General features: G+C 43.8%; 16 protein-coding genes. 15 read left to right on the forward strand and 1 reads right to left on the reverse strand.

Annotated features, from left to right (window positions below):
* The first annotated feature begins 1 nt into the window (after position 1).
* From EP58_RS00345 to EP58_RS00415, 15 genes are all read left to right on the forward strand, one after another.
* Positions 2-304, forward strand: a complete 303-nt coding sequence (locus tag EP58_RS00345; protein WP_036088849.1) for a WXG100 family type VII secretion target — start codon at positions 2-4, stop codon at positions 302-304.
* A complete protein-coding gene (locus tag EP58_RS00350; RefSeq protein WP_036088852.1) occupies positions 301-1,008 on the forward strand; it encodes a DUF5081 family protein in 708 nt (235 codons plus the stop codon). The genes EP58_RS00345 and EP58_RS00350 overlap by 4 nt, the downstream gene beginning before the upstream one ends.
* Complete coding sequence (locus tag EP58_RS00355) at positions 1,001-1,345, forward strand: hypothetical protein (protein ID WP_036088855.1); 345 nt, start codon at positions 1,001-1,003, stop codon at positions 1,343-1,345. The genes EP58_RS00350 and EP58_RS00355 overlap by 8 nt, the downstream gene beginning before the upstream one ends.
* 16 nt (positions 1,346-1,361) lie before the next feature.
* The gene (locus EP58_RS16855) at positions 1,362-2,954 is read left to right on the forward strand and encodes a hypothetical protein (RefSeq protein WP_052164785.1); all 1,593 of its coding nucleotides are present in this window, start codon (positions 1,362-1,364) and stop codon (positions 2,952-2,954) included.
* Positions 2,955-2,969: 15 nt separating this feature from the next.
* Positions 2,970-3,491 carry a hypothetical protein gene (locus EP58_RS00365; protein ID WP_036088859.1) on the forward strand — a complete coding sequence of 174 codons (522 nt, stop codon included), beginning with the start codon at positions 2,970-2,972 and terminating at the stop codon, positions 3,489-3,491.
* 1 nt (position 3,492) lies between these two features.
* Complete coding sequence (locus EP58_RS00370) at positions 3,493-3,702, forward strand: hypothetical protein (protein WP_308738477.1); 210 nt, start codon at positions 3,493-3,495, stop codon at positions 3,700-3,702.
* A 154-nt stretch (positions 3,703-3,856) separates the two neighbouring features.
* A complete protein-coding gene (locus EP58_RS00375; protein ID WP_036088860.1) occupies positions 3,857-5,686 on the forward strand; it encodes an AIPR family protein in 1,830 nt (609 codons plus the stop codon).
* 218 nt (positions 5,687-5,904) lie between these two features.
* A complete protein-coding gene (locus tag EP58_RS00380) occupies positions 5,905-7,935 on the forward strand; it encodes a BglG family transcription antiterminator (protein ID WP_036088861.1) in 2,031 nt (676 codons plus the stop codon).
* A complete protein-coding gene (locus EP58_RS00385; protein ID WP_036088862.1) occupies positions 7,932-8,213 on the forward strand; it encodes a PTS sugar transporter subunit IIB in 282 nt (93 codons plus the stop codon). Before EP58_RS00380 ends, EP58_RS00385 begins: the two co-directional genes overlap by 4 nt.
* Positions 8,214-8,235: 22 nt before the next feature.
* Positions 8,236-9,603, forward strand: coding sequence for a PTS ascorbate transporter subunit IIC (locus EP58_RS00390; protein WP_036088863.1), 1,368 nt, complete (start codon positions 8,236-8,238; stop codon positions 9,601-9,603).
* Positions 9,603-10,445 carry a transketolase gene (locus tag EP58_RS00395; protein ID WP_036088864.1) on the forward strand — a complete coding sequence of 281 codons (843 nt, stop codon included), beginning with the start codon at positions 9,603-9,605 and terminating at the stop codon, positions 10,443-10,445. Before EP58_RS00390 ends, EP58_RS00395 begins: the two co-directional genes overlap by 1 nt.
* Positions 10,442-11,380, forward strand: coding sequence for a transketolase family protein (locus EP58_RS00400; RefSeq protein WP_036088865.1), 939 nt, complete (start codon positions 10,442-10,444; stop codon positions 11,378-11,380). The genes EP58_RS00395 and EP58_RS00400 overlap by 4 nt, the downstream gene beginning before the upstream one ends.
* 73 nt (positions 11,381-11,453) lie before the next feature.
* Positions 11,454-11,861 carry a hypothetical protein gene (locus EP58_RS00405; protein ID WP_036088866.1) on the forward strand — a complete coding sequence of 136 codons (408 nt, stop codon included), beginning with the start codon at positions 11,454-11,456 and terminating at the stop codon, positions 11,859-11,861.
* A gap of 339 nt (positions 11,862-12,200) precedes the next feature.
* A complete protein-coding gene (locus tag EP58_RS00410) occupies positions 12,201-12,689 on the forward strand; it encodes a hypothetical protein (protein ID WP_036088867.1) in 489 nt (162 codons plus the stop codon).
* Between the two features lie 11 nt (positions 12,690-12,700).
* The gene (locus tag EP58_RS00415) at positions 12,701-13,504 is read left to right on the forward strand and encodes a hypothetical protein (protein WP_036088868.1); all 804 of its coding nucleotides are present in this window, start codon (positions 12,701-12,703) and stop codon (positions 13,502-13,504) included.
* A gap of 24 nt (positions 13,505-13,528) precedes the next feature.
* On the opposite strand, the gene EP58_RS00420 is transcribed toward EP58_RS00415, so the two are convergent.
* The gene (locus EP58_RS00420) at positions 13,529-13,738 is read right to left on the reverse strand and encodes an LPXTG cell wall anchor domain-containing protein (protein WP_036088869.1); all 210 of its coding nucleotides are present in this window, start codon (positions 13,736-13,738) and stop codon (positions 13,529-13,531) included.
* Between the last annotated feature and the right edge of the window lie 18 nt (positions 13,739-13,756).

Below are 13,756 nucleotides of genomic sequence, written 5' to 3' on the forward strand. Positions count from 1 at the left end.
AATGGCCGATAAAGTCACGATACACGGCGATAATGTTGGAGAAGCTAAGAAGATAGCAAATGATATCGACAAAGCCTTAAAAACTAGTTATGATGATGCCACGAAATTAAAGGATTACGTCAATAGCGTCACGTGGAAAGGCAAGTCCAAGAAAGCATTCGTCGCCTACTTGGATATCATCGTTCAATACCATAAAGATGTGAAATCCGCCATGAAAGAACAGACAAAGGCGCTGGAAAACCTGGAAAACTACATCGAAGCCTACGACAGCGAATCCAAAGTGCGGGAGGTCAAGAATTTATGATAAATCCCAATGACTATTTTAGCCTCGAAGAAATGTATCTCCTTCTTGCCGCAACGGATGGCAAAGTTTTATTCGGCTTTCCCGGCAAAGAAGTATTCCTTTTGCGCGACGACGACCCAATGGCATACGCCCAGCAACAACTCATCGCAAAAGAAATCCTAACCCCAGAAGGCGCTGTCACAAAAAGTGGCGCCTTCGTTATCAACAAACTATCCGCGTACCACCGAAGCAAGAAATACGTACGCTGCAACAACATTATGTTCTCGTTCCAAGAAGACAACACCGAAGAAGTCGTCCTCATCATCGAAGCCGAGAAAAACAAATACTACCGCTTACTCGTTCTATCTAAAGCACACGCATTAAAAGTACTATACGACGGTTTCCCGCTAATCGCACGCGAACCAGGCGCCGACGAGAAAACCTTTCTTACTACCGAACTCACCAACCAAGAAAAAAACGAGATCAAGGCGATGGAACTAAGCGAACCCGTTTTCAATTTCGAAGTTTTTTATTTAGACAAATATCCAGCCGAAATGACCGAACCAAGCTTCTATCAAAACTGGCTATTTTTCTTATACGGCGACAAACTGATTTCACTAGATGTCGCACGCCAGCAATACCAGCAAGCGAGCCAATACTGGTTGATGAAACTCGTATTTGACGAAATGGAATTCCCTTACAAGGAGGTGGCGCAACATGGCTAATGTAGCAACGGATGGGGCAGGTGCTGGTGGCGGTGCCGCGGATATATCGATTAGTGTGGATGAGATTTCAGCGATTCATAACAAGATTCAAAAAATTAGTGTTGAGCTTGAGAAACTGGAAGAATCAACAAAGTCCATTGCTTCCATCAAGTTTTATGAAGAGGGCAAGGCTAAGAAAGCGCTGGAAGTTTACGATAAAGCGAACAAAAAAGCGATGGATTTGTATGATAATTATGCGCAAATTGCGGGTTTGGTCGCGTATACCATCAATGCGATGGTGGAGCAAGACGAGTCGCTGGGCCAAGAATTCTATACGAAACTAGACTTGCCAGAGTAGGGAGGAGGCGCGGAAGATGGATGTGAAATATAAAGAAAGTGAATGGGATAAATCCAAAAATGCCTTGGGAACACTTGTCGGTCTGGGTGTTTGGGGAAAAGGTGTCATCGATCAATTGAAGAAAATCAATACTAATTTCGAAGATGCGCAAAATGATATTCGAAAAGACGATCGCGACGGCGTGATTTCGTTTTCTTTCACGGATATGGAGAGTAAATATCAAACCTTATTCGAGAAAATAGAAGTACTCCATGATTATGCAGGCGATGCCGGAAATATGGTGGAACGCGTGATTGACGAGCCATTTTATAAGGACATTGATAAGTTCGTCGAAAAGATGGAAAATTTGTCGATTGACGATTACGAGACGAAGAATACGATTGGCGCGACGACGATTATAACAACAGGCGGATACGATTATGGCAGTTACGGTGCGACGACAACTACTGTGCCAAAAGATAAGATTAAGCTAAGCGACATCATGGCAGGCGACAACTTTTTTGCAGACAATTTAAAAGCCCAATTTGCGGAGTATAGTAAACAGAATCCGGATCAGGAGTTTACATACGAGCAATATCAGTCGGCGGTATCGAGTTCGCACGCGTTTGAGTATGATTCGATTCGGGACGGCCAACAGAATCTTGAATTATGGCGCGATATTGGAGCAGCGATTGTGATTATCGGCGTGAGCATTGTGTGTCCACCCGCAGGTTTGGCACTCGGCATAGCATATGGTACACTAGAATTGAGCAGCGCCGCGACCGGGAAAGACTGGATGACTGGACGCGAAATGGACGGGACCGAGCGCGCGACACGTGGGGCGTTTGCGTTGTTGGACATTATTCCAGGCGTGAAAGGAATCCGCGCGTTTAGCACGGCGACAAAAGCTGGAGGTCTGGCGTTGGACGCTGCACAGGCTGGCAGTAAGTTGACGTTGAAACAGACCGCACAGCAAGGATTGTCACATTTGGATGCGATGGGGAAACAAGCATTGCGTGAGAGCGCAGAGCGGATTCGGAATGTGCCAAGAGTTATAAGTGATGTGGCGAGTACAGTGAAGAATACGGCGCAGGAAGGCTTGACCACCGTTAAAAATGCTGGGAATACAATTAAAAATTTCTGGCAACCACGGGTGGTAGCAGAAGGATTTGTATTCACAGATGATGTAATTGAAGCAGTGCAACCTATTGTTTCTAAAATTGGTAAAGAGACAGAAGACACCGTTTCTTACTACAGAGTGCAGGGCGGAGGAGAAGGAACAAAAACAAGTCAGTACAGAATACAATTGAATGATGATGGAACAATTCGGATACCAAATCATGATGCGGACCTTAATCTTAGCGCATACGATAAAGAACATGCTATCTATTTTAGAGATACTAAACGCCCAGGGGGAGAAATAATAGAGTTCAAGGTTCCAAAGGAATTAGATGATTTAGCTCAAGAAACTAAAATTGATCAATTTAAGTATTCTGAAAACCCTAGAAATCAAGGTGGTATGGCACCAAAACTTGTTGACCCAACAACCCCAGGGGTAAGTTATGAGTTTCCAGCACCTTGGGTTGAATGGATTGAAGAAAATGCTCACTCTGCAAGAATAATAGAATAGGAAGGGAGAGATGACATGTTGAATCCTAAATACGCTGAGAACATCATTGTAGGTGTTATGCATAAAAATGTGTTCAAATGGTATATAACAGACAGAGATACATGGATACTAGATATCGATAAGTATAGTGACGCATATTTAAAAAATGGGCATGATTTTGATATGAACTTTGCCTTAGGTTTTAGAAATAATATACATGTGGTTGATGAGACAACTATTGAAGAGTATGCGTTTACTTATGAAAAAAATCAAGTAGATTCTGATGAACTACAAAATCTTTTAGTGAATAAGAAGTATGAAGACACAGTTTTAGCGCTACAGGCATCGCTATATATAGATTTTGATAAAAAGGTATTTATATCTTCTTATCCTGAGTCATTACCATTCGAGAATTATGCACCTAATGATTGGAAGAGTACCTATGGAGATTTTACTGAATATATTCCCGATCGAGAAAGATATTGGATTTTAAATGGTAAAAATTTAATTTCAGAACAGTACAAATTAGAAGTCGATAAATTCAAGGAGGGCAAATAAATTGAGTAATGATATGCTTACCATTTTAAATGAGAATTACAAAAAGCAAGGAACAGAGGAAGAAATTGAAGGATTAACCGTATTACTTGATGGAACAATAAAACAAGTTTTTGATAAGATTCGGGTTGAAAAAAATTATAAAGATAATAATGAAGTGTTGCGAGATATTATCTTTGCAGGTGTGAATTCCATAATTGAGACTAAGAAATAGTGGCTGACTTTTTATTAATATAGTGATTGAGAAGAGCTTGGGATTGTTTTTTGTGAGCTCTTCTCCTGTTGTAAATATTAATGAGAACGAGTCGAGATTCTTTATTATAGGCTCAAATATTTTGCGAAATTAGTATAGAAAGGGAGATGATTTTATGTCAAATGCTACACATATAACCCATCCAATTATATTATCTTATTTAGAGGGATTTTCTCATAAATATGAAATTAGCGCTACAGAATCTAGAGATCAACATTCTTTATTTGAAAAATATATTAATGATTTAGTTTTAAATATTTACGGAAATGATCCAAATGCATTATACGAAGATATGGATACTGGAAGTTCATTTGGAATTGATGGAGTAGCCATTTTCGTTGCTGATAAACTTGTAACAAGTATTGAAGATGTGGATGAGATAATTGAAGATCTTAAAAAATTTGAAGTTAGTTTCTTTTTTACACAGTCAAAAACTACTCAAAAATTTAATCGGCAAGAAGTTAATGATTTTTTCTCAGGAGTTCGTAGATTTTTTAATTTTGAAAAATGTGAAATTAATGAATTAGAAGGGTTTTGGGAAGTTGCAAAATATATATATACAAAAGTTTCTAAATTTAAAAAATCACCAGAACTGAATCTTGTTTTTGCAAGTCTGGCTCCAAAAGATATTGATCTAAATGATATACATATGGAAGCTACCGTGGAGCAAAATCTTCTTGATTTAAATGATTTGAATTTATTTAGCAAAATATCTAGTCCTCAATTTTGGGGTGTAAAACAAATAATGGATTTGCAAAATAAGGCTAATTCCGATTTAGAAATTTCAATTAATATGACAAAATCTCCTGTGGCTTATCCAAAAGATCCAACTAAAAAGATTAAGAATGGTTATTTTGGTCTAATAAAATTAGCTGATTTTGTTAATATTTTGACAGATGAAGTTTCTGGGAAACGTATTTTACGAAAAGGTATTTTTGATGATAATATTAGGTATTATTTAGGGGCGAAAGAGAAGGTTGAAGTAAATCATACGATGAAAGAACAATTAATGGGAGATTCAAAGCATTTATTTGGAGTTTTGAATAATGGAATTACAATAATTAGCGATGAAGTTAACTTGAATTCGGAAGAACTGACTTTAGTAAATTATCAAATTGTAAATGGGTGTCAAACCAGCAACGTTATTTTTGAGGTTCTCGATAAAATTAATATTGATGAAGATATCTATATTCCTGCTAGGTTTATTGCCACTAATGATGAAGAAACTAAAAACGCCATAATAAGAGCAACAAATAGTCAGACTGCTTTAAAGCCAGAGCAGCTAGCTGCTTTATCGCCTATTCAAAAAGCATTGGAAGAATATTATACTATAAAAAGAAAGGCAAAAGAATTTGATTTATATTATGAACGTAGAACAGAGCAATATAGAGATGAGAGCATACAAAAAACTAAGATTATTACAATTCCTTCTCAAATTAAGGCAACATCAGCTCTATTTTTAGATTTGCCACATGAGGTATCCGGACAATATGGGAAAGTGGAGAAAAAGACAAGAGGTATGCTTTTTGATGAAGAAAGTGATCTTTCATTCTTAAATGTATATTATGTTAGTGGTTTAGCTTGGTATAAAGTAGAGCGATTTGTTCAAAATAATAAGAAAAAATATATCAGGGCAAGATGGCATATTATCATGGTACTAAAATATATTTTATGCAAAGATAATCAAATTGACTTAAGGATAAATAAAAATGCGAATACTAATAGTCAAGTTATTGAAAAAGCACTTTTGGATGAGGAAGAATCTAGTAAATATATAATGGATGCAATCTCATTAATTAACGATGCTCTAACCCAAAATGGGGAAAAAATTGAAGAAGTATTGCAAGACAGAAAGCTTTTTGAAAGGAAGGATACAACTTCAATCTTAGTAAACTATTTAAACAAAAATCTAAATGAGCCAAAGAAGATGCCTGAGAATGTGTAGTGAGATCATTTATTAAAATGTTAGAGTACTAAAGCCGAGTTCCCGGACCCTAAATCCGCGAACTCGGCTTTTTCCCATTTCTCCAAAACCTCTGCTATAATCACAATACCCCACTAAAAACCCAATCCATTCACCAATCCCAACACACACTTTGTACTCAATTCACCTAGCTATCTTTATGTAACCGCTTTAAAATGAAAAGTAAGGAGGAGGCAATCATGTTTGATCAACGTGCATTTCGGCTTTTTGAGCAGATTATTCGGTATGAGAAAATGACGAGCGGGGCGCTTGTTCGGAAAATGGGGCTGTCGGAGCGGCAGTTTCAATATGATTTTGAAAAGATGAATCAGGCTTTGCGGCATGTTGGAAAATCGGAAATTGAGGTGCGAAATCAAGTTTTTATTATTGATCCTAAGCTGAAAAAGGCTTATTTGCAAGGATCGGAGTTATTTATACGCCAGGAGGAGCTTTTTCTCGGGGAGCAGGATCGGGTGTATTTGCTTTATTTGTATACGTTTATTCGGCAGGAGGAAATCTCGAATTTTCATTATCAGCGGGTGTTGCATGTGAGTCGGAATACGGCGCTGAGTGATGTGAAGAAGGTGCGGGGATTTTGTGCGGAGGCGGATGTGCGACTGGTTTATTCGCGGCTCTCTGGATACCATCTGGTGGGTTCGGAGCGGGATAAGCGGGTGCTGGCGGGGCGGTGTGTGAATGCGTTGTTGGTGTTGCCGCTCGGTGAGGTCGCGTTGAAATTCGTGCTGGAAAGCTGGGGACTGCGCGCGCGGTTAGACGAGACGGAGCGGATTCTGCTTGACTGGCAAAAGGTGAACCGGGTGGAGTTCGTGCAGGATCGGCAGCGGGAATGGCTTTACTTGGCGGCGTTTCTGCGGTGTCGCGGGAAGCATGCGGGGCTTGTGTTTTCGGGTGTGGAACGGGAGTTGATCGGGCAGCAGGCGGTGTTTCGGGTGACGGAATCGCTTGTGGCGGCGTTGTTCGGGATGCAGGACGAGATGGAGCAGCTTTATGTGACGGTGCAGGTGATTGGGGCGCAGCGGACGGCGGAGATTGGGGAGCATGTGGTGTTGCTAGATTTGGCGGACCGGATTATTGCGGCTTTTGAGAAGTTGACATTGCTGACGCTGGATAATAAGCGCGAGTTGCGGCGGAGTCTTTACGATCATCTGGTGCCGGCGTATTTCCGAATCGTGTTTTCGTTGCCATTGGTCGCGCCGATGACGGAGCAAATTCAGACGGCGCACCCAGAATTGTTCGCGTTTGTGAGACAGGCTTTGTTGCCGCTTGCAAAACTGACCGGGAAAACCGTAAGCGCGGCGGAAATTGGTTATTTTACGATTCATTTTGGTGGGTATTTTGAGCAGAAGCGTGAGGTGCGACGGGATTTCGAGGCGTTGTTGGTTTGCCCGAATGGGATTAGTACGTCGCTGATGCTGAAATCGCAGTTGCGGCAGTTGTTTCCGGAGTTGCGGTTCCGGATGGCAGATGGGGCGAATATTCCGGAGTCGGGATACGATATGATTTTTTCGACGGTGTATGTGCCGACGCGAAAACCGGTGTACTTAGTTCAGCCGCTGCTCACGTCGCTTGAAAAGAACTACTTGATTCAGGCGGTCGCGGCGGATTTTCCAACGATTGACCACCGCCATATTTCTGTGGATGCGTTACTGGAAATCATCGAACGGCACGCGGTGATTGAGGATGAGCAGAAATTATATGATGCAATTTTTAATAAAATTTATGGGAAAGTGTCGATAGAGAGGGGATACGCGCCAATGCTATCTGAATTATTAACGAAGGATATGATTCAGTTTACGGATGAGGAACTGGATTGGAAAGAGGCGATTCGACTTGCTGCAGCACCGCTTGTGACGGCGAATCGTGTAAAAACGGATTATGTGGATGCGATGATTGAAACGGTCGAGGAAATGGGGACGTACATCCATATTGGAAAAGGGATTGCGATTCCGCATGCGCGTCCGGAAAAGGGTGTGAATCAGATTGGGATGTCGTTTTTACGGACGCGGACGCCGGTGCATTTAGTGGATGCGTCGGGACCTGCGATTGATATTTTTATTTGTTTGGCGGCTGTGGATAATGAGGCGCATTTGAAGGCTTTGTCGCAATTGACGAAGTTTTTGACGAATGATGTGGCTTTGGAAAAGTTGAAGCAGGCGGAAACGGTGGATGAGATTACGAATTTATTAGTAGAAGGAGAGGAACAGGAATGAGAATTTTAGCGGTTTGTGGATCTGGTCTTGGTACGAGTTTTATGGTGGAGATGAATATTAATCAGGTGTTGAAGGAGCTGGGCGTGACGGACGTGGAGGTGTCGCATTCGGATTTGAGTTCGGCGACTCCGGATAGTGCGGACGTATTTTTCCTAGCGAAGGACATTGCGGAGGGCGGTGAATCACTCGGTGAGGTGATCGTGCTGGACAGTATTATCGACATGAATGAGCTGCGCGAGAAGGTAACGGCGGTCGTGAGGGAAAAAGGCTTGATTTAAAAAACGGGGAGGGGTAAGAGATATGAATGACTTTCTAAAAGTGTTAGTGGATATTTTGAGTCAACCGGCGATTCTGGTTGCGCTGATCGCGTTAATTGGCTTGATTGCGCAACGGAAAAAATTATCGGATACGCTAAAAGGGACGACGAAAACGTTTGTTGGTTTCCTCGTGATTTCGGCGGGGGCTGGGATTTTATCGGCATCACTCGCGCCATTTGGGGAGATGTTTAAGGCGGCTTTTCATGTGACGGGAGTCGTGCCGAACAATGAGGCGATTGTTGCGATTGCTTTGACGGAATACGGGACGAATACGGCGTTAATCATGTTTTTCGGAATGATGGTCAATATTTTGATTGCGCGGTTCACGAAGTTTAAATATATCTTTTTGACGGGGCATCATACGCTTTACATGGCGTGTATGTTGGCGGTAATCATGACGGTGGCTGGCTTCACGTCGGTTCCGCTGATCATGGCGGGGGCTGTGGCGCTCGGGATTATCATGTCGCTATCTCCAGCGATTGTGCAACCGTTTATGCGCATTTTGACGGGGAACGATAATGTGGCGCTGGGCCATTTTAGCGCGGTTGGTTACGCGGTGAGTGGACTGGTCGGCAAAGCGGTCGCTGGGAAAAATCCGAAATCGACGGAGAAAATTAATTTTCCGAAGGGGTTAGGTTTTTTGCGGGACAGTACGGTGAGTATTGCGCTGACGATGATGGTGATTTATGTGGTTGTGGCGCTGTTTGCTGGGCCTAGTTATGTGGAGGCGAACTTGAGCGATGGCACGAATTATCTCGTTTTTGCGATGATTCAAGCGGGGACTTTTGCGGCGGGTGTGTTTATTATTTTATCTGGCGTGCGCTTGGTGCTAGCGGAGATTGTGCCGGCGTTTAAAGGGATTTCGGAGCGTTTGGTGCCGAATGCAAAACCTGCACTGGATGTGCCGATTATTTATCCATATGCGCCGAATGCTGTGTTGATTGGGTTCTTCTCGAGTTTTATCGGCGGGATTGTGAGTATGGTGATCATGACGTTTACGGGTGGCGTGATTATTCTGCCTGGCGTTGTGCCGCATTTCTTCACGGGGGCTGCGGCTGGTGTGTTTGGGAATGCGACGGGCGGTGTGCGTGGCGCGGTTCTCGGGGCGTTTGTGAACGGAATTTTGATCAGTTTCTTGCCTGTTTTCTTGATGCCGGTGCTTGGAAATCTTGGTTTTGCGAATTCGACGTTCTCGGATACTGATTTTGGCGTGAGTGGGATTTTCTTCGGTGTGCTCGCGAATCATGGCGGGACGATTGCGATTGTGGTGAGCTTGATTGTGATTCTGGCCGTGATGTTCGGGCTTAGCGTGAAGCGGAAGAAAAATAAGGCGATAGAGGAGGAAGCTTGATGTTGGCTGAAAATTTGGATGTGGCTGCGAAGCAAATACGGCTGCATACGTTGAAGGAGTTGCGGGCGCTTGGATTCGGACACTTTGGCGGGAGTTTATCGATTGTGGAGGCGCTGGCGGTGATTTACGGGAAGCATTTGGCGGTGGATCCGCAGAAACCGGAGGACGCGAATCGTGATTATTTCGTTTTGTCGAAGGGACACGGTGGACCGGCGCTTTACGCGACGCTATTTTTGAAGGGATTTTTCGCAGAGGATGAGCTGTATACGTTGAATCAGAATGGCACGCGTTTGCCGTCGCATCCGGATCGGAATTTGACGCCGGGCGTGGAGATGACCACGGGATCGCTTGGACAGGGGATTTCGGTGGCTGGCGGGATTGCGTTCGGGAATATGTTGGCTGGGCGCGAGAATTATACGTACGCGATTGTCGGGGACGGCGAGCTGAATGAGGGCCAGTGCTGGGAGGCGTTTCAGTTTATCGGGCATCACCGGCTTGACCGCATGATCGTGTTGATTGACGATAATAAGAAGCAGCTGGATGGCTTGACGGCGGACATTATTGATCCGCTTGATTTGGAGGCGAAGATGGCGGCGTTTGGATTCCGGACGGTGACGGTGGATGGTGCTTCGACACAGGCCATTGATGAGGCGATTCAGACGGCAAAAAGGAGTTCTGGAAAGCCGTACGCGATTGTGCTGGATACGGTGAAGGGGCAGGGCGTGACGCATATCGAGGAGAAGGCGGACAACCATCATTTGCGTCCTGATGACGGGGATAAGCAGGCGATTGACGACGCAATTTTGGCATTAGAAAATGATTTGGAAGGGGTGGCACAATGACGCTTACACTTGAAAAAGACCAACTGGAGATGCGCCAAGTTTACGCGGATACGGTTCGAAAATTGGCGGCGGCGGATCCGGATGTGATTGCGCTGGAGGCTGATTTGAGTAGCGCGATGTCGACGGGGAAACTCAAGGCGGAGCTGCCAGGTCAGTATGTGAATGTGGGCATTATGGAGGCGAACATGATGGGCGTCGCGGCGGGACTTAGTGTGCTCGGACGCAAGCCGTTCATCCATTCTTTCGGCCAATTCGTGACGCGCCGTGCTTTTGACCAAGTTTTCGTATCGCTTGGCTACGCGCAACTTTCAGCGGTTATCGTTGGCTCTGATGCAGGCGTTTCCGCAGAACATAACGGCGGCACGCACATGACTTTTGAAGATATTGGTTTGATGCGCGAAGTCCCGAATGCCAACGTTTACGAAGCAAGTGACGCCGTTCAATTCAGCTGGCTCCTCGAGAATGCCTACAAAAAAGGCGGCCTGCACTACATTCGAACGATTCGTAAAAATGCGACGCAGCTCTACGATGAAAACACCACGTTTGAAAAAGCTCAAATTTTGCGAGAAGGTTCGGACATCACGATTTGTGCCACCGGAATCATGGTCGCAGAGAGCTTGAAAGCCGCGGAAATTCTAAGAGCATCCGGCTTCTCGGCAGAAGTCATCGATATGTTTTCCATCAAACCACTAGACGGCGAGACGCTCCGCCAATCCGTACAAAAAACCGGTCGCGTCATCACCGCAGAAAACCATAATGTCAATGGCGGACTCGGAAGCGCCGTCGCAGAATTCCTTGGAGAAAACTGCCCCGTGCCACTGTACCGCGTCGGCGTGCGCGAACAATTCGGACAAGTCGGCTTGATGCCATATCTCCAAGAATTTTACGGACTCACCGCAGAAAATATCGCTACACAAGCAGAAAAAATGATATAACGTCGAAGCTGGGCAAATTTACCGCGCCCAGCTTTTTAAATGTGTGGTAAAATAAATGGGAGGTGAATCACACATGGCAATGAAAGATCAAATCGAAACAGAAGTAGATCAATACTTAGCGGACAACGGCATGTCGACGAACTATCACAGACTTATGTACGCCGGCCCATCGATGCGCACCAGGCACAGTCTCGTACTCGTGTTCACGGAAGTAGGATTAATCACATTCTCCTTCTCCATCGTCAGCAAATCCGAAACACAAATGTTCTTCCTACCAAAAGACAAAATCCGAGCCATCCGTCTCGATAAAAAACGTTTTGTACATAAATTATCGATGGAAGCTGAAAACGAAGAAGGGCAAATCGAACGCGCCCAGTATTTCGTCAGCAAGCGCGTCTTCGGAAGACCATGGCACAGCGAAACACTACAATACCTCTTCGACAAAAAGATATTCAGCGAGGCGACAAACACTCATTGTTGAGATTGTTCGAAGTGAAGCGAGTTACAAGTTCAATATGCAGGGGAACAAAGTGAACCTGTAATCCTTTACGTTAAAAGCTCCGTTCCAGTGCTCTTCTACACTGCGTTTCGCATAACTTCTCACATGGTCGGGGATAAGACTCCCTTCCTGTTTTCAGTCAACGTACCCCAGTACGCTCCGCGCTGGTACTCGCTTTTGCCTAGAAACTAAGTATTTGTCACCACGCTGAATACTTTTTAGTAAAAAGATATTTTCAACACTTTCCTAAGGTTTTAATCGTTCAAAATCGTTTTTTCTGGTACACTAGTAGAAAGGGTATTTTTTATGGAGGGAATTACTATGGAACTAAATTGGTCACTTTATGATTTGCAGAAAAGAGAAATGGTAAGCACTTTTCCGTCGGTAGAGGATATTTCGATGAGCGAACAAATCGTCAAACAGCTAAGCGAAAACAGAGATACACGCTGGGAAATGGAACTATTCCCATTCGGTCTAGAAATCACTGAGGATTACATTCATTTCAACATTGTCCTCGCTAATTTCCTAGATGTACAGGTGCAAAAAGTCGTGTTCTCCTTCAACATCACAGTAGGTGGCAGAACCATTGGCACGCCTTATTTCGACGCTGGAAAAGACGACATTGGCATGATTGAACCAGAAATTGGGATAATCCAACGCTTTACCTTCGAAAATCCAGGCTTCCGAATCGGAACGACAGACGACTACGTATTTAATGCAACCTACCGCTACGTGTACAAAGAAGAAGAATTCTGGCGTCTATCCGAGCTCGAATACATCGTGGACGGCAAAAAAATGAACCTGCTTTGAGGAGTTGAAGAATGAAAAAACAAGTAAGTGGATTTATCATGTTATTTTTAGGAGCAACATTACTTCCAAATTTCAGTAGTTTTTTATACAGTTGGGCATTAAACGGCTCCGACTTCGAACCGAATTGGATACTGTGGGCAACGCTTAGCCTGACCATCCTATTATTCCTTTTTGGCATACTAACACTACTCGAAAAAACAATATTACTCGCCAATTTGCTAGTTTTGCTAGGTTACAGCGTTTTTCAAAGCTGGATGTTGTGGCAAAATCAACTCGAACCATGGATCAAAAATGGAGAATTAGGCTTGATAGATTACTCCCGCCTCATCACGCTTCTAGTCGCGCTTATTGGGATTGCCTATCTCTTCATCAAGACACCAGAAAAACCGGCAATCCCACCTACCGATTGGCAGAAAAAGTGGCGCTGGGCAGGCGTGTTTTTCGCCATACTTGGCTTAGGCGTCTCTATCACATTAGCCGTCATCGTCCTATCCGGCGAAGAATTTTTCTTCACAACACCATTCGACGCTTATTTAGGAATCGGCATTGCGTTTTTCTTCCTACTCGCCATCGTATTCGGATTTAGGAAACCAAATGCCTTCATCACGGCGCCACTACTCGGACTCTCGTTTAACTTTTTCACAGAATATCTCTGGCTAGAACAGTTACTCCGCAAAATCGGGTCTCAAATTGGCTCACAAATCGGCCAAGACGAAAATACGGTTGTCGCGCTGAAACTAATCATCGGCACACTCGGCATCTTCGCCAGCCTATTTCTAATTATCGCAACACAAAAAAAGAAATTCGAAGCCTAAACCAGGTTCCGAATTTCTTTTTTCTTACCATTTTTTCCGTAAAAGCAACGCAATCGCAGCGATAATCAAGATACCGCCAATCACAATCGTCCAAACCGAAAAGCTATCACCAGTGCTTGGCAGCTCGTTCATATTGACCGCATTCACCGTCTGAATCGGGCCAAACTTCCAAAAAACCGCCCATGCGACGAAAAGTATTGTAAACCCCGCAAGTATTTTCTGAAAAAATTTCATGTAGTTAACCTCCCATTT

The organism is Paenilisteria newyorkensis (genome assembly GCF_000766145.1).
GTDB lineage: Bacteria > Bacillota > Bacilli > Lactobacillales > Listeriaceae > Listeria_A > Listeria_A newyorkensis.